Genomic DNA, 24114 nt, shown 5'->3' with positions numbered 1-24114 from the left:
TTCTCTCCCCAGATAACAACCCTTCCCTCTCAGGGGTTCAGGCCGCTGACCTCAATGATCGAAATTTCGCCTGTGACGCGGTCGGTGACCTTGATGCTCAGGGCACCGGAGTCATCGATCACATCGATCAGGAAGGCATCGGTGGCCATGCTGCCGGTCTGGCCATTGCTGATGTTGTCCAGCAGCTGCGACAACATCCGCGACTCCAGCTGGTTGCTGAAGCGCTCCAGGGCCGAGGTGCCGCCAAAAGCGGAGGTGCGGTCCTTGAGGTCGGGGTCGTCATAGTCGTTCTGCGCCTGGGCGTTGTTCAGCAGCCAGGTGCCGTTGAGCGGGTTGCCGCCGAACGCCGGGTTGACCGGGGTATACACCAGTTCAGTGGCCTGGGCGGTAACGGCGCAGGCCACGAAACAGGCGGCGATGCAGTGGGGAATACGCGTGTTCATAGCTCGTCCCTCTCCAGATCAGTGGTGTCCTGGAGCAGGCGTTGCAGCTTGCGCTGAATGACCTCCTGCTTGACCAGGTCGGCGGCCGCGACGGCCTCTTCTTTCAATTGGGTGACGTTGGGTGGCAGAAAGCGGCGGTACAGCACGTCGCGCTCGAACTCCACCGTGATCAGGCTGCCCCAGCGGGCATCCGGGCGTTCGCGCACCACCAGGTTGAAATCCAGGCGGCTGGTGGCGCGCAGGCGGTCGGCGAAGTAGTAGTAAAAGTCGTGCCCGATGTGCGAGATGGTGTTGTCGACGATGAAACCCTTCATCTCGTCTTCGGCATTGGCCCGCACCACATTGGGCACTCCGGCGGCCAACAGCAGGCCAAGGCTCAGGCAAAACACGTTCAGGCGTTTCATGGCGTGCCCCCCGGGCTGCTGTGGGTTTGTGCGTCAGTGGCGCTTTGGCTGAAGGCCTGCTCGGCGACGAACTGCCAGTCGCTGTAGCGCTCGAGGCCTTCGAAGCCCGACCACTGGGTGTCGAACCCACTGCGTTTGAACGCAGGGGCGTCGGAGCGGCTGTGCACACCCGTGATGCGCCCGTCGATCGAACGCAGCAGCCCCCATTCATCACTGCCGGTGACCGGGTCCGGGTACAACCGGCGGATGTGCCGTTTCGGCTCGGGGAAACGGTTGTCCTCCACCAGTTCGGCCAGCGCCTGCGGGTACTGCGCCAGGCCTGGCGAAGCGCGGTAGTAACTGCGCAGGGCCTGGGCATACTGGCCCCCCACCCACAGCAACTGGCGCTCCTTTTCGCGCTGCGCCGCGCTGGCCCACAGCGTGCCGCTGGACGCCAGGGCCACGCTGCTGGCTGCGATCAGCAGCAATACACCCAGGTAGGTGAAGCCTTCGCAGGCCTTACCATTCAGCGAAGTGGCTGCCATCACGTGCCCTCCCTGTTGCACCGCTCTTGATGTCGGCCACGCCACCGGCCACGCCTTCAGGCGGCGGCAGCAGTTGCCAGGCATCACCGCGTTCGGTGATCGGGTCGACCGGGGTGTTGCGCAGGTAGCGCTGCTCGACCAGTTGCTCCAGCGAGTCCGGGTAGCGACCGGTGTCGCCGTAGTAGTGGTCCAACGCCTCGCGCAGTACCGCCAGGCTCTGGCGCAGGGCAGCTTCACGGGAGCTTTCCAGGCTGTTGAAGTAACGCGGCATGGCAATGGTCATCAGCGTGGCGATGATTGCCATCACCACCAGCAGTTCGATCAGCGTGAAACCTCGGCTGCGCTTCATGGCCGTCACCATTGCCCGTAGGGGATGTTGTTGAGGCCTTTGCCGCGGGCCTTGGAGTACACGTCGTAAACGTCTTCGCCTTCACGCGGGTCGTCCGGCCCGCTGTCATAGGCGCGCACGCCCCAGCCACCGCCGTCATCGTCTTTTGCCGCCACCAGCGGGTCGTGCGGGATGCGCCGCAGGAAGTAGAACTTGTTGCCCTTGGCGCTGCGCACATCGCGCACCCCGTCGACCAATACCTGCAGGTTTGGCGGGTAGCCACTGGCGTCCAGGCCTTTCTCGATGAAACCTGCGTCGAAGGCACGCTTGTAGGCATCGATGGCATCGCGGATCTGGTACAGCGCCTGACGCAATTGTTGCTCCTTGGTGCGGCGCACCACGGTTTCGGTCAGCGGTGCCGCCATGCTGGCGAGCAGCCCGAGCAATGCCAGGGTCAGCACCACCTCGATCAGGCTGAAGCCTTGCACGCGGCGTTTCATGGCCGTGGGCCCTTGCTGGCAGGCACCACCGCCATCTGGCTGTCGACAACCGGTGCATCGCCAGGCGCTTGGCCCGGCTCATCGGCCGGCAGCACGCCGGCCGGCAACGGCTGGGCCAGTTGGCGCACCTGCATGCTCGATTCGGTACCGGTGGCGAACTCCATGTCCGAGGGGCTCTGGTAAGGCAGGTTGCGCACGATCCGCGGGGTAATCGCCAGTACCAGTTCGGACTTGCTCATGTCATCGCGGTTGCTGCCGAACAGCCGGCCCAGGCCAGGGATATCGCCCAGCCCCGGGATCTTGTTGCCGCTGGAGGTCTTGTCGTTGCGCACCAGCCCCGCCAGCACCTGGGTTTCGCCGTCGTGCAGGCGCAGGCTGGTCTGGGCATTGCGGGTGTCGACCTGGACCGGGATGGTGCCCTGGCGGGTAGGCTCCAGCGGGGTGGCGTTGCTGACCTCCAGCGCCACCTTGATCGCCACCTCGTTGTTCAGGTGCACGGTAGGCTGCACTTCAAGCTTCAGGCCGACATCCAGGTAGGTGACGCTTTCGGTGATCACCGGCCCTTGGGTGGAAGGGACCGAGGTGGCGCTGATGATCGGCACACGCTGGCCGATGTGGATGCGCGCCTGCTCGCGGTTGCTGACGCGGATCACCGGGCTGGCCAGGGTGTTGATGTCCTTGTCCTGGGCGTTGATCTTGGCCTGGGGCGCCGGCGAGATGCTGATACGCCCGGAGTTGATGCCGCGCAACTGGTCCAGCACGCTCACCGGGTTGCCCTCATCGCTGAGCACCCCGAAGGTATTGGGCCATTGCAGGCCAAGGTCGAGGATGCGCGAGCGGGCCACCTCCATCACCTCCACTTCCAGCACCACCTCGGGGTTGGACTGGTCCTGCGACTGCAGCAGTTTCTCGGCCATGCGCACGGCGTCGGGAGTGTCGCGCATGGTCAGGGTATTGAGGCGCTCGTCAACGAATACATCGCGGGTCTTGAGCATGGTCTTGACCATGTTCAGGGCGGTATTGGCATCGATGCTGGTCAGGTAGAAGGTGCGCATGACCAGTTCCTGGTAGTCCTTGGTCTTCTGCGGCGAGTCGGGGTAGACCAGCAAGGTGTTGTCGTTGACGATCTTCTGGCGCAGCTGGTTCTGCTCCAGCAACAGGGCGATCGCATCCTCGATACGCACCTCGCGCACGAAAATGGTGGCCTTCATGTCCGGGCGCAGGTCCTTATCGAAGATGAAGTTGATGCCGGCCACCTGGGACAGCACTTCGAAAATGATCTTCAGCTCGGCGTCACGAAACTCCAGGGTCACCGGCCGTTCCAGCTTGCTGCGCAGTTGCGGGAAAGGCTGCGCCGTACGCGCCTGGACGTTCTCGATATCGCTGCGCAGCATGATGCCCTTCTGGTTTTGCGGGTCCAGGCGCAGGACTTCACGCATGTAGCGCTCGGCGCCGAACAGGTCGCCCTGGCGCAGCGCAGCCTGGCCCAGCGCAACGCGGTCATCGAGGGTGCGCATCAGTTCCAGCTGGCGGATGCCCTCCTGGGCGCGGCGGTTGTTCGGTTCCAAGGTGAGCACGCGGCCGTAACCCAGGCGCGCACTCGCAAAGTCGTGGCGCATGCGGTCGCTGTCGGCCTGGCTCAGCAGCGCCTCGACCGCTTGCTGGCGGCCTTGGGCCAAGGCGATGTTCAGTTCGGTGTCGCGTGGGTCGTCGCGCAGCGCCTCTTCCAGGCGAGCGATACCGGCCTCGTACTGGCCTTCTTTCATCAGCGCCTGGCTGTCTTTGCGCACCGCGCTCGACCCGCAGCCGGTAATGGCCACGCAGAGCGCCAGCAGCATGAACGGAGCAGGCTTGCACAACTTCGATGGCTTCATGGTGCGCTCCCGACAGACAATGTCTGTGACTGGTGCAAAGGCAGGTAGACCAGGCCCAGCTCATTGGCCGAAACCCGATCGAGGCGGTAGGTGTCGTCAATCACATCGCCCTGGCGCACGACGTAGAGTTTTTCGCCGCTGCGCAAGAAGATCTGCAGGTCGTCGCGATCACCCAGGCGGCCGACGAACTGGAACGGCAGCGCCGGCGCTGCTGGGGCAGCGGCGACCACCGCGGTGGCGACCACAGGTTTTTCGGTGACAGTGGTCACGGCCTTGGGTTTGCTCCACTGCTGGCGCGGGAACAGGTCACGGGTGGCCTGTTGTGGCTTTGTCGCTGGTACGCTCGCCCCCTCGGCAACCGTTTGTGTGGGCGCCTGCTTGCCAGCGTTCAGGGCTACCTCGCTGTCCTCGCCGAACCAGTGCCCCGGCGCCCAGGCCAACGCACCGGCAAGCCCCAGAAACCCCACCCACACCACTGCACGCTGAGTGTTCATCACGACCTCGACAGGTAAAGGGTCATGCGCAGGCGGCCATTGAGCTCACTGTCGCCAATGCGCTTGCGCTGCAGCTCCATGTCTTCGAGCACCAGGGTCGGCAACTGGCCCAGCAGGCCGCGCACGAAACCGCGGATCTGCGGGTAGCTGCCGCGTACCGGCAGGACGATCTGGTAGCGCGCCAGCTGGGTCTTGGGGTCGACACCCAGGGCGTACTCACCACGGGCCAGGCTGATGCGTTCGGCGCTGGCCAGGCGGTACAGGCGCTCGATCAGTTCGCTGGCTTCAGGTTGCCCTGGCAGTCGCTGACGCAGGCTGTCCAGCGCCTGCTGCTCTGGCTTGACGGCGATTTTCAGCTCGCCGCGCCGTACCCGCTCGACCTGGGCGCTGGCATCGGCCTCGCTGGCGCGCAGCTCGCGCAGGGCCTGCCACTGCGGCAGCACCCCGGCCAGCGCCAGGGCGACTGCCAGCACGGCCACTGCGGCGCCGGCCAGGCCGACCGGGCCGATACGGCGCAGCTGCTCCTGCAGGATCAGGGGGCTTATCGAGTCAGGGGCGCGCATGGCCGGTCTCCCAGGTGGCAGTCAGGGTGAAGCGCACCGGGTGCTCGGGTTGGCCCGCCACCACCTCATGGTTGAGCAGCGATACATCGCTGAGCTCGGTGCTCTGCTCCAGGCGGTGGTGGTATTGCAGCATCGCTTCCAGGTTACGGGCCTCGGCGGCAATGCGGACCTGGCCCTTGCGGGCATCAGGGGTCAGGCTGAGCAGGGCCACGTCCGCCTGGGGTTGCGCTTCAAGCATGGCGAACAGCTGCTGCCAGGGCCGTTGCAGTTGCTGGGAAACGCTACGCATCTGCGCCAGGCGTTCGGCCTGCTCGCGGCTGGCGGCGCTGCTCTGCGGGGCGCCCGTGGCCGAGCGGCGGCCCAGTTGCAGCTCCAGGCTGTGCAGCCGGGCCTCAAGGTGGACCTGCTCGGCTTGCAGGTGCTGTTGCAGTAGCACCAGCACGGCCACCACGGCGCCGCCCAGGGCCAGCAGTGACCAGGCCAGCGGGCTGCTGCGCCGGGGCTGGAATTCCAGATCGAGGCGGCGCATGTCAGGCCACCGCCCGCCACATGGCGCACAGCGGGTCGGTTTCGCTGGCCGGCTGGCACAGCTGCACCGCCGCCAGTTGCGGCACGTCGCCCCGCCCAGGGGCATGCAGGTAGACCTGCGGCATGTGCTCGCCATACAGCTCGCACGTCCGCTCGATCAGCGCCTGCAGGGCTTGGTCGCTGTCGGCGCAGCCCTGGGTCAGCACCTGCTGCCAGGCACCACCGGCGGCCAGCAGCAGCACGCTGCGCCGTGGCTCGGCGAGAACAAACAGGAAATCCCCTGCCTGCAATTGCGCTGAGCAGCGGTTGTAGGCAGCCATCAGGTACGGCTGCACCGAGCGCAGGCGCAAGCGGTTGTCCTGGGCCAGTGCCTGCAGGCCCTGCAGCAATGCCTCGGGCAACGCCGTGGCGATACGCGCGGCACCGGCTGGCTCGGGCGAGAGGACGATGCGCCAGCCGTCGAGCGGCTGGGCGTAGAGGTTCTCGAAGCAGGCTTGGGCGTAGGCCTGCAGCTCGCGTGGATGGCTGATGGCAGCGCTCCATGGCACCAGGCAGAAGCGGCTGTAACGCGCCGACAGCAGCACCTGGCATTGGCCTGCGCGCACGGCATGCTCGCCCAGCAGCGCAGCCAGGGCCGGCAAGGCCGCTGCCCAGGCCGGTTCGTTGGCGTCACTGGTGAAGGCGCGGCTGCCCAGCCACTGGTGCTGGTTGCCGTGCCAGCGGCCCACACCGACGCCTTCGGCGCCGAGCACGATGCAATAACGGGTAGAGGCATGATCACGCAATGAATGTGACACGGTTGATCTCCTCAAGCGTGGTACGGCCCTCGCGGACCAGGTCCAGGGCGGATGCGCGCAGCAGCCGCAGGCCGCGCTGGCAGGCCAGCGCCTTGATCTGCGCCAGTGGGCGACGTTCGACGATCATCTGCCGCAGGTCATCGTCCAGGTGCAGCAGTTCGGCGATGGCACTGCGGCCGCGGTAGCCACTGCCGCGGCACTGGCCACAGCCCGGGGCACGGACGAACGTCCAGCCCTGCACGGCGTCACGGGTGAGGCCAGAGGCGGCCAGGGTTTCGTCATCGGCCTCGCACGGCGTGCTGCAATGGGGGCAGGCCAGGCGGATCAGGCGTTGGGCCAGCACGGCGTTGAGGGCGGAGACGAAGCTGTAGGGGTCGACCTGCATCTGGCTGAAGCGGCCGATCACATCGAACACGTTGTTGGCGTGGATGGTGGTGAACACCAGGTGGCCGGTGAGTGCCGACTGCACGGCGATTTGCGCGGTGTCGGGGTCGCGTATTTCGCCGACCAGGATCTTGTCCGGGTCGTGGCGCAGGATCGAACGCAGGCCACGGGCAAAAGTCAGGCCTTTCTTCTCGTTGACCGGGATCTGCAGCACGCCGGGCAGTTGGTACTCGACCGGGTCTTCGATGGTGATGATCTTGTCCACCCCGTGGTTGATCTCGCTGATCATGGCGTACAGGGTGGTGGTCTTGCCGCTGCCGGTGGGGCCGGTGACCAGGATCATCCCGTAGGGCTCGGCGGCCAGGCGGCGCAGGGCGCGCAGGGTTTCATCGGCAAACCCCAGGGCCTGCAGCTGTACGCCGCTGACCCGGTCGGACAAATCCTGCTTGTCGAGCACCCGCAGCACGGCGTCTTCACCGAAGATGCTAGGCATGATCGACACGCGGAAATCGATCTGGCGTTCGCCTACGGCAACCTTGAAGCGGCCGTCCTGTGGCACGCGCTTCTCGCCGATATCCAGCTCGGCCATGACCTTGATGCGCGAAATCACCTGGTCGGCGAAGGCGCTGCCACTGGCCTTGCCGGCCGCGTTGAGCACGCCGTCGATGCGGTATTTGATGGTCAGGCCCTGGCCGGTCATGCCCAGGTGGATATCGCTGGCATGCTGCTTGAGGGCGTCGTAAAGGGTCGAGTTGACCAGCTTGACCACCTTGCTCTGGTCTTCGCTGATGCTGGTCAGCGACAGCCGTTGCAGCGGGTCGCTTTCGCTGCTGGCTTCGGCGTCGTGATCCAGGGCATCGACGGCGTGAAAGCTTTCTTCGTGGCGGGCCAGGAACGTGGCCAGGTCGGCGGCGTGGGCCAGGTACAACGGCGCCCCTTGCAGCACATCGTCGATCCAGGCCAGGCGGGCGTGGTCGAAGGGGTCGGCGAACACGCCCAGCAGTTGACCGCCCTGCTCTATCAGCACGAACTCGCGCTTCAGGCATTGGGCCAGGCTGATCTTGTCGAACCGGGGGCTGCTGGCCAACAGGCGCTGGCTGTCCAGCACCGGGTAATGCAGGGTGCTGCCCAGGCGGCGGATGAAGGTGTCGGGGGTGTCGCAGGCGAGGCGCTCAAGGCAGTTGAGCAGGCGCTCCTCGCCGGCTTGCAAGCGGGCCTGGGCCAGCAAATCGCGGGGGTATCCCGAGATTGGCAGAGGTTGTACTGCATCGGACATGGCCTGCGACTCCGCTCAGGGGGCGCGTCGCAGGCTCGTTGAGGGCTGCGGGCGCCGCTATTCCCCGGTGAGCAGTTGGTCGTCGTCGGGTCCAGGGGGCTTGGCGCCATTACGGCGGCGGTCGGCCAATACCCAGCTACCATCGTACAACTGCAAGGGGAACGATTCGTTCCTGTTCTGGCGTCGTTCGACGAACCCTTCTGCCGGGTTGTCCGTGGCCCTGCGCCGGCGCTCGATGCCCATCAGGTCGAAGATCGGGCGCGCCAGTTCCGAGAGCGGGAACGGCTTGAACAGGACATGGGTCACGCCAAGTTCGGCGGCTCGCTCACGGACCTCGGCGGTCGGGTGGGCGGTGATGAGCACGAAGTGGCACTGCCTGTTCTTGCGCACGGTCTGCAGGACCTGAAAACCCTCCATATCGGGCAAGCGGTAATCCAGCACAATCACATCCGGTGCCAGGCGTTCAGCCAGGCCGATACCACTGGCACCGTCGTGGGCAACATGGACTTCCAGGCCTTGCGCCTGCAGGTACGCTTGCAGGTTTTGCGCAAGGGTCTGTTCGTCATCGACTACCAATACTCTGTTCACCAAGGTCGACTCCCAAGAACTGCCCGGTTCCCCGGTCTGCGAAGTGCGGCCTTGGGAAGGCTTGAGCAGGCTTCGTGCCAGGCATGAATAGTCATGTTGCACCACGTCAAGTTGTTGATTTTCAAAGCACCTCTGATAGCCCTACGAATAGGCCGAGGCCCGGTGCCCCACATCCGGGGCAGCTGATGGCACTTTGCCAAGCCGTTATTCCCCAGCTTTGGGGAAACGCCATCGCAGGCTTCAGTCAGCGATTTCCACTTTAGCGGATTCGCGCAAACGTTGGCGCGCCGCTTGCCGTGCTTGCGCCTGCAATTGGCTGATGAGCGAAGCCCTGGCCAGCACCAGGCCCTGTTCGCGTATGACCGAAGAATTATCACTTTGGTTCTGCGCTCCTTGCAGCCGCTGTTGGTTGGCCTGATAAAACGCTTCCACCTCGGCCTGGGTGGGTGCGGCTACCGCGCTGAGCTGGGCATACACCTGTTGCGCTGCCAGCTCCCGGTGCAGGTAGTCAGCGTATGCTGCGCGGTCGAACCCTGCATCTGCAAGCCGTCTTTCAAACAGCGCCGGGTCACCGAATGCTGCTTCCACTTCACCTAGCTGCGCCGACACCTGCTCATCGCTGATGGCGATGCCGCGGCGCTGGGCTTCTTGCCAAAGCAATTCCTTGTCGATCAGTTCATCCAGCGCCTGGCTACGCAGACGCTTGTACAGCGTGGGGTTACGGATGCTGGTCACAGCCCGCCCCTGTGCCTGCAGATATTCACTGAAATAGCGCTCCAGGCGCATCAGCCCGATGTCCACACCATTGACCCGCGCCGCCGGGCTATCGGCCCAGCCCGCCTTGGCGATCAGCAGCAACAGGCACAGCATCACGATACGCATGGCAACCTCCATTTATGGGCTGACCGGCACAGGCCGATAGGGGGCGACAGCGGTAAAGCGTGGCCCAGGCAGCGCCACCGCCACCACATGGGCACCGGCCAGGCCCTGGCGCTGGCCGGGCCCGAAACCCAGCGGCGGGGTCAGGCCGGTATCGACGTCATGCAGGCCCTCCAGCGCCGCCACCAGGCGTTCGCGACTGGCATCACGGCCGATCTGCTTGAGGGCTTCACCAAGCAGGCGCAGTGCGCACAGGGTGTTCACCTGCAACGAGGCCTGGCGTGGGTCGAGGCCTTGGCGCTGCTGCAGGCCGGCCAAGGTCGCCATGCCTTGTTCGGTCCAGTCGCTTGGCACGAACGGATAGGCCAGGAACACCCGCTGCGACCACTGCACCGGCAGCGCGGCCACGGCGCCGGCCACCTGGCTGGAGGTGGCGAACAGGTAGGGGTTACGGCCTGCCGCTTGCAACGCCGCAGCCACCTCGGCAAAGGCCTGGGCGCGGCCGACGAACACAATGCCCTGCCCCTGCACCGCCTGGCCACTGAAGGCCTCGATCGGCCCCGGCGCCCAACCCTGCTGCTGCAGGCGCTCGCGCACCTGTTCGGCCAGCATTGCCTGGTCATCGCCGGCGTACACGACGCGCAAGCCATCTGGCGCCAGGCCCAGGGTCTCGCGGGCATGCACGGCCAGGCTCAGCAATTGCGTGGCGATGCCTGGCAAGGGGTCGAAGATGTGCGCGTTGCCGCCGCTACGCGGTGCACTGCCAACCAGGGGCACGCCGTGTTGTTCGAGCAGCAGGGCCAGGCGCGACTCGAGCATCGGTGCCAACGGGCTGATCAGCGCAAATACCCGCTGCTGCTCTAGCAACTGGCGCAGCGCATGCTCGGCACTTGCCGCATCGCTGCCGGGGTCGACCACCATCAGCGCCAAGCGCCGGCCATGCACGCCGCCCTGTTGATTGAGTTGGGCCACCCCGTCTTCGAGCACCGCGCGCATTACGTGCCCGGCCTCGGCCAACGGCCCGCTGGCGGGCAACAGGGTACCCAGGCGTAGCACCCCTTCTTCCACGCCGGGGTCGCGCTCGTCAGCCAGGCGCTTGAGGTAGGCGGTGAGGTTGCGCTGGTCAGCCAGGGTGAGCTCGAATCGAGGCATGGCCGGGTCCAGGCGGTTGCCGGCGGGGTCCACCCCGTGCTGGATGGCGCGGGCCAGGCTGTTATCGGTGTAGGCCGGGTAGCTGCGGCCGTTGCTTTGGCGTGCACCCTGGCCCAGGGCCAGGCGCTGCCAGTCGAGGCTGGGCGGGCGCACCCCGCCTTCGGCGCGGCCACGGCCGTCATTGCCGTGGCAACTGGCACAGGGCAATACGCTAGCGGGGACGCTCATGTCGCTGGCACCTACCCGGGCCATCAACTGTGCATCGCTGCTGGATACGCCCTCGCGGTACAGGCGTTTACCGGCTTGCTCGTGAGCGGTGAGGTCCAGGGCAAGCGCCTGAACGCAGCCGGTCAGGCCTAGCGCCAAGCAAAGTAATCTCGCTGTGTTCATTCTGGCCTCATCGCCGGCAAGCCGGCTCCCACTGTGTTCTGCGCCGCTGCACAGATCCTGTCAGTGCTGCCACTGTGTTCTGCGCCGCTGCGCACAGGCTGTCAGTACATTCAGCGTCCGGCCAACGGCTGGGCCAGCAGCTTCATGCGCTGGGCGATGGCCGCTGGCGGTGCATCGGGGCGGATCTTGCTCCAGCGCTTGCCCGCCACGTCACCGGCTATCAGCTGGGTCGAGTGCTGCTCGGGGCTGGGCAGGAACTGGCCGATACGCCCCAGTACCAGGTCGACGCTGGCTTTGTCGCCGGTCAGGAACAGCCAGTTGGCGCTGTCCACCCCTTGTTTTTCAGCAAAGGCCTTGAGCGCAGCTGGGGTGTCGTTGAGCGGGTCGCTGCTGATGGACACGAAGGTCACCTGGCTGGCCAGCTCAGGGCCCATGGCCTCACGCACCTCACGCAGTTTGCGGGTGATCAGCGGGCAGGCATCGGTGCAGTGGGTAAAGATGACGTTGAGCATCACCACCTTGTCTTTGAGCACATCGCTGTAGAAACGCAACGCGCGGCCGTTCTGGTCCTGGAGCACGGTGTCGGTGAACCAGGTCTGCGCGTCGCGGGTGCCTTCGCCACTGGCCATCGCCGGTGGCGAAGGCTGAGGGCTGGGCGCGCTCGGTGCGTGGCCTTCATGGGCCAGGGCCACCGACGCGAAGATCCACAGGCAACCGGCCAGGGCCAGCCAGTCGAAGCTGCGCATGCCGACACGACAGGACGCTTGGCTGCTCATGGTTGCACCTCCTGGTGTTCGGCGATGGCCGTGCTCTTGGCATGCACCCGACGGGCGCTGAGGCGGTTGATTTCGTCGATCAGCACGGCCGGGTCGGTGAAGCCGTAATAACGCGTCCAGTGCCCGCTGTGCCCGTCCCCCACCAGAATCAGCGGCGGGTGCTGGCTGAGGTCGGCACTGAAGCTGCCCAGGCCTTTGAGGGTCTCGGTGATGGCATAGGGCGAGCCGGTCAGCCAGCTCCAGCCTGGGCCATGCTGGAAGGCCTTGGCGTAACTCTGCAAGCGTTTGGAGTCGTCACGTTGTGGGTCCACGCTGATCGATACCAGGCGCACTTCCTCGCCTACCCGCCCCCCCAGTTGCTGCTGAACCTTGCCCATGATCGAAGACACCACCGGGCACACCGTGGTGCAACTGGTGTAAATGAAGCCCATCACCACCAGATGATCGCCGACCAGGTCCTTTTCCAAGCGCACCGGCATGCCATCCTGGTCAAGCAGTGAAACATCGGCGAAACGCACGCTGGCTTTCTCCTGATGTGCCGCTGGCGGCTGCGCATGCCCACTGTGGTCATGGCCCGCGTGGGCCAGGGCGAGTTGGCTGGCCATGGCCATGGAAAGTACGAGCAGCTTGCAAGAATGTCTGGCGTTCATTGCACATTCCTCACTTCAGTCTGGGAAGCGGTAGACGCTGCGGCCGGCAGGACACGCAGGCTGGTGTAGTTCTCTTCGGCAAACTTGTGCCCCAGCGATGGCGACTGCACATGCAGGTACCACGCGCCGGCTTCAGGCAGCATCAGTGCAGCCTGGTAAATGCCCTCGCCTACTTCCTCCAGGCGCAGGTTGCGTGGCATCGATGACGGCGCCAGGAAGTAGCGCAGGGTCAGGTCGTCCAGGCCCACCCGCGGGCGGCCGTCGTCACCGAAGATGCGCACTTTGGCGGTGATGGCGCGGTGCTGCGCCAAGGGCTGGTCGAGGCCGATGAACTCGGCATGCGCGCCCTTGCGCTTGGCCGCATCCGGCACGGCGGCCACGTCGGTGCTGAAACAGTGGATGATCTGCGGCTGGTTGAGCAGGAACGCCACGTCGAACTTGCCCGACGCCGGCATCTTCACCGTCGAGCCATACACCCCAGGGGCCAGTTCGCGCAGGCTGCGGTCGATGACGATGGCGGCGCGGGCCTGGTGGCCGCGGTTGTTGTAACCCGACATCGGTGCATTCATGCCTTCGGTATAGAAGTACGTGGTGTTGTCCACCGGGTTGACCACGAACACCGAATTGTCATCGCGTGACACCGACAGCGCCTGGGCCAGCGGCAGGTCGCCGGCCTGGCGCGGCGCGGCGGGGCCGGCATCGAAACCCTGGACGATCGGCTGACGGCCTTCGCCCAGGCTGCTCAGGTTGATCATGCTGACCTTCGAAGACGCCAGGCCGCGCACGTAGGCATAACCTTTGGTGAACGTCAGTTGATACGGCTCGGCGGCGACCGGGATGCGGTGGATCAACCTGTCGGTACTGGCATCGATCACCAGGGCCTGGTTTTCCAGGGTGTTGAGGACGATGCCGTACCGGCCATCACTGCTGAAGCGCATCGGCCCGAGGCCTTGCTCGGCCTGGACGGTATGGCGCAACTGATGGCTGCGGGCATCGTACACCCGCACCGTGCCCTCTGAACCATCGCTGACGTACACCGCCTGTGACAGCGCCGAGTAGGCCACAGCCAATGGATGCGGGCCGACTTCCAGGGTGTTCACCAAGCGCATCTCGGGGATGTCGATAATGCTCAGGGTGCCGCCGTCGCGGTTGCTGACGAAGGCGTAGCGCGAATCGGCGCTGAAGGCGATTTCGTGGTGCCCGGAGCCGGTGGCGAAGCTTTTCAGCATGCTGCGGCTGTGCACATCGATCACCGTCACCCCGCCCTTGGCCGGGTCATCGCTGTTGTTGCCGACCCACAACCGGCGCTGGTCCGGCTGCAGGGCCACACGCAGCGGCATCTCGCCAGCCTCCAGGTTGGCCACACGGGTAAAGGTTTCGGTGTCGATCACCGCGACCTCGCCGCGCTCAGGTATCGACACGAATACCTGCTTGTCATCGGCGGTAGCCACCCAGTCCATGGGCCGCCCCGGCAGTTCGATGCGTGCCAGGGTGCTGGTGACACCGCCCACCGAGACGGTCGGGTCGATCACCGTCAGGCTGGCATCCTTGTTCAGCACCAGCAGGAAGTAACTGTTCAGATCCAGCAGCGGCCTGGCACCGATGCTGCTCTTGAGAAACAGCGCCACCCGGGCCTTGCAGCTCTGGTCACGGCTGCTTTCCTGCGGTGCCGCTTGTGCCGGGTCGATCCACGCCCCTGGCGCCATCCCCGACAGCGGTTGGCCGCTGGTCTGGTCGGTGACCTTGAAGCGGATATTGGCGAAGGCGCCTTCGCGCAACTCGCTCCCGGCCAGCGGCCGGGCCTCGAACTCCACCGTCACCCCATCCCGGCTGAGCCGGTGCAGCGCCTGCGGGTCGGCAGGCGCCTGCAGCAGCTCGCGCGGGTCGCACCAAAGCTCCTCGTAGGCCACGCCCAGGCCGATCAACGCCGCGCCCAGCAATACCCCCAGCACGGCGGGGCGGGTTTTCTTGTTATGCATGTTGGTACGCCCCTTTTCTTATTGTGCTGGCGCCGTTGCCGGCGGTGCGTCGTCGGTAACCCGCAGAATCCCCCACAGCCCCGATGTATTGCCGTAGGCGGCATAGTCACGGAACAGGTAGTCGCCCGGTACGGCGTTGGCGCCCCCGGCGCTGGGCAACATGAAGCTGAAGTGCGCGGCGGGCAGCACGCTCTCCTGGGCACCGATGTACATCGACATCGGGTTGTAGCCAAAGCGTACCGAGCCGATACCAGGCTGCTTCATCGGGTAGCCATCGAGGTCATTTTTCTCGGCCTGGTAGGCATGCAGCGGCCACAGGTGCCCATCGAGCTGGTAGGTGATGCCACGGCTGCCGCCACTGGGCATCACCACATGGCTGCGCACGGGTTGGCCGGGTTTGGCGTACAGCACCGGGGTTTGCGGGTCGCTACCCACCAGGGCATTGCTGTAGGCCATGTGCGCGTTGGGTACATCGCCGAAGCCAAAGCCATCGGCACGGCCGAACGGAGCGTCCGGTGCCAGGCCGAAGCGCAACCACAGCGGCTCGGTCTTGTAGTTGATGGCCATGTTGCCGTTGTCTTTCGGGTCACCCGGCACACCATTGCCTTCGGTGGCGATGCCCTCCACCGGGCGGCCGTCGGCCCAACGCATGTTCAGCGCCCGCTGCCAGACGGTGACGAAGTCACGGTAGTCTGGCTGGCCACTGACCTTGACCGTGGCTTGCACGCGGCTGGCCGCGTCCTCGGTGAAGGTAGCGGTCTGCGGCAGGATGCTCATGGCACCGACCAGGCCTTTCTGCGGTTGCTTGATGACATCCGCCGGGGTCAGGTTGAGAGCGCCGAACTCGATTGCCGTGTTGCGGATGTTGTCCACCGTGCGGCCCAGTTGCAGCACCGGCTTGCCTTCGCGCTCCAGGTGCCCGGCATAGTACTGGTACACCCTGGTCGGGTAGGCACCGCTGTTACCGCTGCGCGGCGGTACGGTCTGCACCGGGTTGAGGCCGACGTTGACGCCATCGGACTTGGTGATGTCATAGGCCAGCAGTTGGGCGTGCAGGCCGACGTGGCTGGAGGGCCGCATCAGGTTGTTGTTGAAGGCGGTGGAGCCTTCGCTGTCGTTGCGGTCGCGCTTGACCACGTTCTGCATCACTGCCGTGCTGGGCAGGTCCGGCATCACCAGCGGCAGGCGGTTCTCCAGGGTGATGCTGATGCAGTCCCCGGCATTGGCGCGCAACACCAGAGGCTCGACCGGCACCCCAGCCTTGAGCTTGCCGGTGCTGGTATCCAGGTCGGCCTTGCGCACGTACAGCACGGCGGTGGGGTCGTGCAGGGGCGCGCTGTGCCCGCCCACGGTGAAGGTGGTGCCGTCCTCCTCGTCGGTCACCGTCACCTGCGGGATGCTGGTGGTACGGCTGTTGAATACCAGGGTGCCGCCATTGGCCTTCAGCGGGCCGCCGACGTGCTGGCCGATACCGGCCGGGTCGCTGATGCTCACACCATGGCGGTTTTCCAGGATGTCGTTGGCCAGCGCGGCGACCACTTCGTAGTTGCGCTTGACCGTTGGCCGGGTGCCGACGCCGTTGGGGTTGGCCGTGGTTTTCGGGCAGATGCCATCGAAGTTCACGGTGTTGCGCATGGCCACCGGTTGCGGGTTGTTCGGCAACGCGAACAAGTCGGGCCGTTGCGCGGTGTAGTTGCGCATGACGCCCCAGATGCCGTTCCAGTAGCCTTCCAGCGCCGCGTCCAGCGAATACAGGTAGTCACCATTGGTGGCTGCCGAGCTGGAAATCATCGATACCGGCGCCAGGAAGCCCAGCTGCTCGGAAATGCCGATCATCTGCGAGGCCTTCCATCCCGAGTTGGAGCTGCTGCCGTAGCCGGTGCCGTTCTGCAGCCATTTGACGCCGTGCATCGTGACGTTGTGCTCCTCCTCATAGCCGCCCGCGTGCATACGCAACCGCACGTTGTCGCCAGAGTAGGTGCGCAGCATCGGGGTGAATGGGTCGCCTGGTTCGCTGCCTGCTGTATTGATGTGCGGTGGGAACAAGGTGGTGCCACCGGTGGGGCCAACCGCCGAGTTGATCGCCGAGGGGGCCAGGTTCATGGCCGGGATGGCTCGGTCGGTGCGGCTCTGCAGGGCATACCCCAGGTCGCCTCCCAGGCCATCGGCCTGCATGCCGCGTTTGCCATCCGGCGCCACCTTGTTCGGGTCGAAGACGCGCAGGGCCAATGGCTCGTTGCGGTAGTTGACGACGAACATGCCCGGGTCATCCACCGAGATCGCCTGTGGGCATGGCCGGGTCGGGCAACCAGGGTTGAGGCCCCCGCGCGATTCGACGACCGACTCCAGCAGGTTCGAGGCCTTCTGCCGAACGGGCGGGTTGATGGCGTAGCGGAAGCTGTCGCCCGAGGCTGGGTAGGCCTGGGCGTTAGGCACGCCATCGGGGCCGGCGCCCACATACACGCCTGCTTCATAGGCATGCTGAAAGTCGCTGTACTCGAGGAAGAACTCGCGGTAGCTGTCGTTCTTGCCATCGCCGTCATTGTCGCCGGTATTGATCACCGCCTGCCACGAGGTCGGGCCACCGTCCTGGCGCAGTGCCGGGTTGTACAGCTGCTCGCCGGTTTCGGCGTGGTGCCAGGTAGAGCCGGCAGGCTCGGCCAGCACAGTGGCGTACAGGCCCAACTGCTGGTGGGTCGATGGGCCGAAGTGGTCATGGGTGAAGATGGTGCCCAGCCCCCGGTCGACGTTGTGCACGTTGACCAGCGGGTCGGCGAACCAGCGCTGCATGGCCGTGCGCGCGCCCACCCAGTCGGCCCGGCCAAAGCGGCCGAAGTACGGGTGCGGCTTGGCCGTCGGGCAGGCTGCAGTGCCGTCGCGGCTGTCGCCCTCGGAACAGCCATTGAACGCACGGATGGCATGCACGCGCTCCACCACGCTGCCGGGCGAGAGGACACCGTCTTCGTAGTTCCAGCCATTGGCCGAACCGTCGGCTGAGGTCAGGTCCCACTTGGGCAGGTGAATGTGCTGGCCGATCACATCGGTCGGTGTGCGCACCTGGTAGTCGTCCATTTCATAGAACGCCGGGATCAGGTTGGTCTGCTGGTACATGGTGCAGTCGAAGGTGTTCATGCGCATCACCAGCGGCTCTGGCGGGCGCTGCTTGGTGATCACCGGCCAGGCGTCTTCCCACAGCGCAAGGATGCGCGTCTGCGGGAAGTGATAGCCGACCTTGTTGAACACCGCGTCGAACTGGATATTGGCCGCCTTGTAGATGCGAGGACGGTCGGCAGTGAACGTGGAGGCACCCCGGAAGCTGATGCTGGTCAGGCTTTCACCGCTGTTGTATTCGCCCGTGGACGAGGCTTGGGTCAGACGTTTGCCGCGGTCATCCATGCACGGCTCGAAGAACGGGGCGCCGGCGGTTGGCAGAGCACCGTTGGTGCGAAACGCCTTGGCCACCGGCTGGCTGCCAGGGATCAGGGCAAAGCTTGGGTGCTCGGCCTTGGCGTGGAACTGCATGGCGGCCTGCTCGACCTCGGTGCCCTCCTCGGGCAGGTAGATCGGTTTGGCCTTTTCCACCACCTTGGAGAAATCGAGCTTGGTGGTGGTGGTCACGGCTTCGCCCCCAGCGGAGACGCCATCGAGCGCATGTCGGCCCAGGCCGCCGTCCCATCCGTCGACCTGGTTGCCGTCGAGGTTGGCCCACAGCGCTGCGCCGCTGTCCTTGAGCTGGCGAGCCATGGCCGGGTCGAGCATGTCCAGCGGCGGGGTCGGCGGACGCTGGCCGACGCTGCTTTCCATACCGCCGATCCAGAAGGGGTAGCCTGGGTTTTTCAGGGTGCCATCAGCGTTGCGGTTGGTTTCACTGCGGTCGACCAGTGCCAGCGAGCCTATAGCCTTGGCCGCGCCCGGCGCACCGCTGTGATCGTCATCGCCATGCTCTGGGTCTTCGTGATCGTCGTCACCTTCGGCGACCAGCTCTTGCGCCAGCTTCGGCACGACCACCACCTTGCCCGGCATCGGCGCCATGGCTTTGCCTGGCAGCGGCACGATCGCCGGTATCGGCGTACCCGCGATGATTTCGCCGTCAGGCAGCGCACGTGCGCCGGCCGCCGGCTTGCCGCTGCGCAAGGCGAACGGCGTGTCATGGAAGCCATCCTGGCCCTGCCCGCTGACTTCCAGGCGGGTCCCCTCCTCGAACACATCGTGCACCCGCCACATGGCCCACATGCCTTGGGCGAAGTGCGGGTAGAAGTGGCAATGGTAGATGGCATCGCCCGCCACACGGTTACGGTTGCCCGAGCCGCCATTGGCTATCTCATAGGTGTACCCCACACCTGGGCCTATGCCCTGGGCATCGATGTAGTCGGAGTTGTCGTCATTGGGGTTGAACAGCCACTGGTGGCCGTGCAGGTGGAAAATGTGTTGCTCATGGCCGTTGTGGGTGTTGCGGAACTTGGTGAAGTCGCCAATGTAGCTGTGGTGCACGTTGGACGGCTCGGACGGGTACAGCGCCATGCTGGCCTTGACGCCAGTGGCGCTGGCCGGTGGGGTATCGCCTGGGCGAATGTGTTCAAGGCCGACGTTGGCTGGCACGTCCACCAGGGTGCCGATATCACCCACGGTGTGCGCGCTGAGGAAGAACTCCTCGAAGGCGCAGGACAGGCAATCGTGCATCGGCCCGACACCCAAGCGGTTGGCAACGACTTCGGCACCCATGCCGCCCGAGCCGTAGTTGATCATGAAGGCGTCGCGCGCAGGCTCCAGCACGTGGCCCATGACAGGGTCAGCCCAGTAGGCCGGGAAGGCCTGGGTGGAGGCCACTTCATCGGCAAACTGCGAGGCGAAGTCGCGAAACGCTTCCAGCCGGTTGGGCAAGGCTGGGTTGCGCTTGTTGATGCTTTCCAGGGGGTAGGTGGAACGTGGGAAGCTACCGTCCGGGTTGGGCCCCATGACGATGGCATCGGTTTCACTGCTGAGGATTTCGTTGCCGTCGACCATGGCGATGATCGGCTTGCCCGCCTTGCCTTCGGCGATCCACGGCTCAACCTGAGGGTAGCGGGCCTCATAATCGACCACGGGCTGGCCGGTGGCGGCCCGGCCGGTACTGGCCAGGCGCATCTCCTCTTCGCTCAGGGTGTTGCGGTAGGTGCGCCCACCTTTGGGTACCACGACCACTTGGCCAAACAGGCCATTGGCTACGTTGCCGGCGTTACCCTGGCCGCCGAACGTAGCGCCCTGGCTGGTGGCGGCGAAGGCACCTTCGCGTTCGGCATAAAGGGTGTAACTGCGGGTGGCGCCTGGGGCGATCAGGAAGTTGCCGTTGCGGCCGGTGATGGCGGCAATGTCGCCGATGCTGTTGACCGCCTGCAGGCCATTGACCTGAAAGCCGACGTGGCGGTCAGTGACCTGCTCGTCGACAACGAAGTTGTCGCCGCCCTCATTTTCCACCTCTGCGGCTTCTTCGCCTTCTTCGCCTTCTTCTTCCTCTACACCTTCGACCTCGTTGTCATCATGGTCGATACCGTGTTTATTGGGATTGGCCTGGTAAGCCAACAGGTTGGTCAGGTTGACCGTCAGGCAATCACCCGCGGCCACCCGCAGCACTATGGGGCGCGGGCGTTTGTCCGGGCGCAGGGTTACCTTGCCCGGCACTGCGGCGCCCCCCTTGCTCAGCGGTACCTGGTGCTCGTCCACCACATCCTGGCGCAGGGCGAACATCATGCCGTTGGCGTTTTGCGCACCAAGGCGGTTGAACATCAGCGGCTGGTCAAGGGCAATCACGTTGGCCACCAAGGTGCGCTGGCATTGCACAGCCGCTTCGCTGGTCGCTGTAACGCTCAGCAGGGCCAATACAAGTGATGTGAGGACGGGGCCTTTATTGGGGGTCGACATGCTGCACCTCCGGGACACAGAAACTGTGCAAGAGGGTCAGCAAGGTGTATGCCAGAAGAAAAATTTCCGTTTAGTCAATGACTTAGGCTGGCAATTGAACCGGATTGGGGAGGATTCCCCGCTGCGATCCCCACATCAGGGGATGGTATTGGTTGTCATTGCAGGGAGCGGCACACCTGGCAACGGATTATTCACGGATGGTTTTGGGGGCCCGGGGTGACTGTTTTGTCTACAACTTTCGAAAAAAATTGAACGTCCACGCACACGCGCTTTCAAGATGATGATTGAGACCAACTCCCTGGAGCCCCGCAACGATGAAGATGCCCGGCCGCGCCCCGAACGCCAATGTGCAACTCGATTATGTGCGCGACACGCTGTTTGGCCCGGTCGCCCTGAGCGTCGAATGCCAGTGCCAACTCGCCGCGCTTAATTTGCAGGGCCGCCCTGCCCTGCGCTTGCACATCTGCCCGCCGCTTCCGGACAAAGTCGAGCGCGCGCACAGTGTGGCTTTCGTGTGGGATGGCCGCAATTACCACGGCGTCGTTCGTGACAAGGGCAAATGCGGCGATGGCGGTCTTAATCTGCTGGTTGAATTGCAATGAAGCGGCGGTCAACCAACTTGAACTGGCAGGGGACTGACCTATATGTGCCATGGCCAGCCTCGGCTGACCTTGGCACACCGTGTGGTCAGGCAGTGGCCCTTAGCGACGCTGGCTGACGGTCGCGCAGCGCATGCAGCTGATCGACCAGTTTCACCACGTCACGGCAACTGTTCAGGTCCTGCAATGAGACCCCACTGAGCGTCACGCCCTGTTCCATGTTCTGCCCATGAGCTAAACGAATGGTCAGGCTGGTGCCGTCCAGGCAACTGACTTCACAGTGATCAGGCAGGCAGGCCTGTTCAATCATTTGCCTCATTTCCAGCATCGAAACGCCTATCAATGACATTGTCGCGACCCTCTCTTGAGTGGATGGCCTGTTTATTGGAATACGCCTTTGGCAGGCGCGGTGCCAATTGATAATGAGCATGCCAGGGCGGCCGTCCATGCGCCGCGGCAATAGTGATGCGGAGAATCATCTAGCACCTTAGTAAAAGAACGGGCGCGCCCCGCTACCGTTCGATCCAATCATGGCACTTCACGACAGGCGGTCAGCGGTGCAAGGCCGGTCAGCGTGGCTCAGCCGCCATCTGGCCGAAGCGCCCGGCATGGAAATCATCGAAGGACTCGGCAATTTCCGCTTGGCTGTTCATCACGAATGGCCCGTAGCCCACGATCGGCTCGTCGATCGGCTCGCCGCTGAGCAGCAGCACGCTTGCGCCTTCCAGCGCCTCTATGGCCACGCCTTCCCCCGCTCGCTCCAGCAATACCAAGCTGGCCGGCCCGGCGTCACGCTCACCGTTGACCCGCACAGTGCCGCGCAACACCACAAGTGCAGCATTGCGACCAGCAGCGACTGGCAGTTGCAGCGCAGCACCTGCACCCAGGCGCATGTCCCAGACATCCATCGCGGTGAAGGTGCGCGCCGGGCCTGGGTGCCCTTGATAACTGCCGGCGATGACCCGGAGGCTGCCTGCCTCGCCCTGCAACGGCACCTCAGGAATGTCCGCTGCCAGCAGCGTCTGGTAACCGGCAGCGGCGCGTTTGTCCTGGGCAGGCAGGTTGACCCACAGCTGCACCATTTCCAGTGTGCCGCCACTGCGGGCGAACGCCGGGGAATGGAACTCCTCGTGGAGGATGCCGTTGGCGGCTGTCATCCATTGCACATCGCCAGGGCCAATCAGGCCGCCGGCGCCAGTCGAATCACGGTGCTCCAGTTCGCCCTGATAAACGATGGTCACCGTTTCGAAACCACGGTGAGGGTGCTGGCCTACGCCACGCCGGGCACTGGTGGGGGTGAAGGCATGCGGGCCGGCATAATCCAGCAGCAGGAACGGGCTGATCTGGCTGGCCAGGTTGTCGTAGGTGAACAGGCTGCGCACCGGGAAGCCATCCCCCACCCAGTGGATGTGGGGGCTGCGATGAATACCCAGGATTTTTTTCATGAGAAGTCTCCTCTCTAAGGCTAAGTTAACCTTACCAATGAGACCAATCGGTCGGTAGCCCGCGCAAATGGCATGCATCGTCCCATTAATGGAACAGTCATTCAGCCCTGCAGATATCCCAGCACCTGCTGCGTTGCCATGCCGGGATCTTCCTGCATGAAACAATGGCCTCCGGCAACCTGGCAGGCTTCGACACGGGGGTTGATCGACGCCAGCCGCTGCACCGAACGTGGCACGAAGGGATAGGTCTGTTCGCCATACAGCACCCGGGTGGGCGTTTGGATGGCGGCAAGATGCGCCCACATGCGCGTGGGGAACGAGCTGAAAATTTCCACTTCTCGGCTCGGCCGGCACTTGAGCACCACGCCTTCACCGCACTCACCGATGGCATGTTCGATGTAGGCCTGCAGCGCGGCATCGCTCCAGCCCTTGAAGATGCCCCGCCCCTGCAGCGAAGCCAGTGCCGCTTCGCGGTCGGGCCAATGGCTGCGGCGGTTGGCGGCCTTGCGTGCCAGGGCGTGCCGGCGGTGCAGCCCCATCAGCGCGGCAGCCCCCATCACCCCGATCATGCGCCGGCTGAACAATACCGGGTCGAGCAATACGGCGCGCTCGAACAACCCAGGCCTGCTGGCCAGGATGAGCCCCGTGAGCACGCCGCCAAAACTGTGCCCCAGTGCATAGCGAGGTACCTCGCCGTACTCGCCACGGCCTGCTTCGAAGGCCTCAACCGCCAACTCAGCCGTGCGGTTCCAACCGCGGAACACACCGCCATGATCACTGTCGCCATGCCCCTGCACATCACTGAGCCACAGGTCGAAGTGCTCGCTCAGACGCGCCAGCATCGGCTGGTAGGCCAGGCAGCAAAAGCCATTGCCGTGCAAAAAGTGCAGCAGCGGCTTGCCGCTGGCCGGCGAGCGCCAGCCGCGCAAGGTGAAACCTTCGGAGCATTGGTGAGACCAGGGGATCAACTGCATGGGTGTGCCGTACTCGACGCGTTACGAAAACGCCGATTCTACAAACAGCAGCGGGTAAAGCGATATCACCAGCAGCAAGGCCATCAGGACATTGAACAGCATCAGCCAGCGCGGGTTTTGCAGCAGGTTACGCAGCGCACTGCCAAACATCACCCACACGCCGACGCTGGGCAGGTTGACCAAGGCGAACACAGCCGCGATGACGATCACGTTCATCACATAGCCTTGGGCCGGTGTGTAGGTGGTGATCGCCCCTACCGCCATGACCCACGCTTTGGGGTTGACCCACTGGAACGCTGCAGCCCCCCAGAAGCCAAGTGGCTTGCGGGCATTGGGCGAATCGGTGCTCAGCGGGCCGGAAGTGGCGATCTTCCACGCCAGGTAGAGCAAATAGGCAGCGCCCACGTAACGCAGCACGGTGTACAACGCAGGCCAGGCCTTGAACACCTCGCCCAGGCCCAGGCCAACGGCCAGCACCAGGACCATGAAGCCGATGCTGATGCCCAGGGCATGAGGGATGGAGCGCCGCACGCCAAAGTTCACCCCTGATGCCAACAGCATGGTGTTGTTGGGGCCCGGGGTGATGGAGGAAACGAAGGCAAACAGCACAAAGGCCATCAGCAGGTCGAAAGAGGCAAGCATGGCAGGCGTTCCAGAATCGTTATGAGT

Annotated in this window: 24 protein-coding genes; 1 reads left to right on the top strand and 23 read right to left on the bottom strand. The window is 64.7% G+C overall.

Going from position 1 to position 24114, the window contains the following annotated elements; translation table 11 throughout:
* Positions 1–29 precede the first annotated feature (29 nt).
* From ABRP30_RS11820 to mnxG, 18 genes are all read right to left on the bottom strand, one after another.
* Positions 30–443: a curli assembly protein CsgF gene (locus ABRP30_RS11820; protein WP_267823484.1), complete on the bottom strand. Its 414-nt coding sequence runs from the start codon at positions 441–443 to the stop codon at positions 30–32.
* Positions 440–847, bottom strand: a complete 408-nt coding sequence (gene csgE, locus ABRP30_RS11815; protein WP_241805728.1) for a curli production assembly/transport protein CsgE — start codon at positions 845–847, stop codon at positions 440–442. Before csgE ends, ABRP30_RS11820 begins: the two co-directional genes overlap by 4 nt.
* Positions 844–1371, bottom strand: a complete 528-nt coding sequence (locus ABRP30_RS11810; protein WP_267823480.1) for a type II secretion system protein — start codon at positions 1369–1371, stop codon at positions 844–846. Before ABRP30_RS11810 ends, csgE begins: the two co-directional genes overlap by 4 nt.
* Complete coding sequence (locus tag ABRP30_RS11805; RefSeq protein WP_241805730.1) at positions 1346–1720, bottom strand: type II secretion system protein; 375 nt, start codon at positions 1718–1720, stop codon at positions 1346–1348. Before ABRP30_RS11805 ends, ABRP30_RS11810 begins: the two co-directional genes overlap by 26 nt.
* Positions 1721–1725: 5 nt before the next feature.
* Complete coding sequence (locus tag ABRP30_RS11800; protein ID WP_241805731.1) at positions 1726–2199, bottom strand: type II secretion system protein; 474 nt, start codon at positions 2197–2199, stop codon at positions 1726–1728.
* The gene (locus ABRP30_RS11795) at positions 2196–4073 is read right to left on the bottom strand and encodes a secretin N-terminal domain-containing protein (RefSeq protein ID WP_349974209.1); all 1878 of its coding nucleotides are present in this window, start codon (positions 4071–4073) and stop codon (positions 2196–2198) included. Before ABRP30_RS11795 ends, ABRP30_RS11800 begins: the two co-directional genes overlap by 4 nt.
* Positions 4070–4567 (bottom strand): hypothetical protein, encoded by a 498-nt coding sequence (locus ABRP30_RS11790; protein ID WP_349974210.1) that lies wholly within the window; start codon positions 4565–4567, stop codon positions 4070–4072. The genes ABRP30_RS11795 and ABRP30_RS11790 overlap by 4 nt, the downstream gene beginning before the upstream one ends.
* Complete coding sequence (gene pilO / locus ABRP30_RS11785) at positions 4567–5130, bottom strand: type 4a pilus biogenesis protein PilO (protein ID WP_349974211.1); 564 nt, start codon at positions 5128–5130, stop codon at positions 4567–4569. The genes ABRP30_RS11790 and pilO overlap by 1 nt, the downstream gene beginning before the upstream one ends.
* Positions 5117–5659, bottom strand: coding sequence for a PilN domain-containing protein (locus ABRP30_RS11780; RefSeq protein WP_349974212.1), 543 nt, complete (start codon positions 5657–5659; stop codon positions 5117–5119). The genes pilO and ABRP30_RS11780 overlap by 14 nt, the downstream gene beginning before the upstream one ends.
* A 1-nt stretch (position 5660) precedes the next feature.
* Entirely contained in the window at positions 5661–6455 is a 795-nt protein-coding gene (locus tag ABRP30_RS11775) for a hypothetical protein (protein WP_349974213.1), read from the bottom strand.
* Complete coding sequence (locus tag ABRP30_RS11770; RefSeq protein ID WP_349974214.1) at positions 6436–8115, bottom strand: GspE/PulE family protein; 1680 nt, start codon at positions 8113–8115, stop codon at positions 6436–6438. Before ABRP30_RS11770 ends, ABRP30_RS11775 begins: the two co-directional genes overlap by 20 nt.
* Positions 8116–8172: 57 nt before the next feature.
* Positions 8173–8706: a response regulator gene (locus ABRP30_RS11765; RefSeq protein ID WP_241805738.1), complete on the bottom strand. Its 534-nt coding sequence runs from the start codon at positions 8704–8706 to the stop codon at positions 8173–8175.
* Between the two features lie 237 nt (positions 8707–8943).
* Positions 8944–9585, bottom strand: coding sequence for a SurA N-terminal domain-containing protein (locus tag ABRP30_RS11760; RefSeq protein ID WP_349974215.1), 642 nt, complete (start codon positions 9583–9585; stop codon positions 8944–8946).
* Between the two features lie 12 nt (positions 9586–9597).
* Complete coding sequence (locus tag ABRP30_RS11755; RefSeq protein ID WP_349974216.1) at positions 9598–11124, bottom strand: ABC transporter substrate-binding protein; 1527 nt, start codon at positions 11122–11124, stop codon at positions 9598–9600.
* Positions 11125–11234: 110 nt separating this feature from the next.
* Positions 11235–11900: an SCO family protein gene (locus ABRP30_RS11750; RefSeq protein WP_267823462.1), complete on the bottom strand. Its 666-nt coding sequence runs from the start codon at positions 11898–11900 to the stop codon at positions 11235–11237.
* Positions 11897–12550: an SCO family protein gene (locus ABRP30_RS11745; protein WP_241805742.1), complete on the bottom strand. Its 654-nt coding sequence runs from the start codon at positions 12548–12550 to the stop codon at positions 11897–11899. Before ABRP30_RS11745 ends, ABRP30_RS11750 begins: the two co-directional genes overlap by 4 nt.
* Entirely contained in the window at positions 12547–14529 is a 1983-nt protein-coding gene (locus ABRP30_RS11740) for a cytochrome D1 domain-containing protein (protein ID WP_349974218.1), read from the bottom strand. Before ABRP30_RS11740 ends, ABRP30_RS11745 begins: the two co-directional genes overlap by 4 nt.
* 18 nt (positions 14530–14547) lie before the next feature.
* Positions 14548–20427 (bottom strand): manganese-oxidizing multicopper oxidase MnxG, encoded by a 5880-nt coding sequence (mnxG, locus tag ABRP30_RS11735; protein ID WP_349974219.1) that lies wholly within the window; start codon positions 20425–20427, stop codon positions 14548–14550.
* A 314-nt stretch (positions 20428–20741) separates the two neighbouring features.
* Between mnxG and ABRP30_RS11730 the strand changes: the two genes are divergently transcribed.
* Positions 20742–21029 carry a hypothetical protein gene (locus tag ABRP30_RS11730; RefSeq protein ID WP_349974220.1) on the top strand — a complete coding sequence of 96 codons (288 nt, stop codon included), beginning with the start codon at positions 20742–20744 and terminating at the stop codon, positions 21027–21029.
* A gap of 85 nt (positions 21030–21114) precedes the next feature.
* Here ABRP30_RS11730 and ABRP30_RS11725 read toward each other — a convergent pair whose 3' ends face one another.
* From ABRP30_RS11725 to ABRP30_RS11705, 5 genes are all read right to left on the bottom strand, one after another.
* On the bottom strand, positions 21115–21375 hold the full coding sequence (locus ABRP30_RS11725) for a DUF1652 domain-containing protein (protein ID WP_241805745.1): 261 nt from the start codon (positions 21373–21375) through the stop codon (positions 21115–21117).
* Positions 21329–21505: a hypothetical protein gene (locus ABRP30_RS11720; protein ID WP_241805930.1), complete on the bottom strand. Its 177-nt coding sequence runs from the start codon at positions 21503–21505 to the stop codon at positions 21329–21331. Before ABRP30_RS11720 ends, ABRP30_RS11725 begins: the two co-directional genes overlap by 47 nt.
* Positions 21506–21595: 90 nt before the next feature.
* Entirely contained in the window at positions 21596–22471 is an 876-nt protein-coding gene (locus tag ABRP30_RS11715; protein WP_349974221.1) for a pirin family protein, read from the bottom strand.
* A 101-nt stretch (positions 22472–22572) separates the two neighbouring features.
* Entirely contained in the window at positions 22573–23445 is an 873-nt protein-coding gene (locus ABRP30_RS11710) for an alpha/beta hydrolase (RefSeq protein ID WP_349974222.1), read from the bottom strand.
* A 21-nt stretch (positions 23446–23466) separates the two neighbouring features.
* The gene (locus tag ABRP30_RS11705) at positions 23467–24087 is read right to left on the bottom strand and encodes a LysE family translocator (protein ID WP_267823449.1); all 621 of its coding nucleotides are present in this window, start codon (positions 24085–24087) and stop codon (positions 23467–23469) included.
* Positions 24088–24114: the final 27 nt, after the last annotated feature.

Source organism: Pseudomonas sp. WHRI 8519, assembly GCF_040224055.2.
Lineage (GTDB): Bacteria > Pseudomonadota > Gammaproteobacteria > Pseudomonadales > Pseudomonadaceae > Aquipseudomonas > Aquipseudomonas putida_X.
This window is presented reverse-complemented; position numbering and strand designations above follow the sequence as displayed.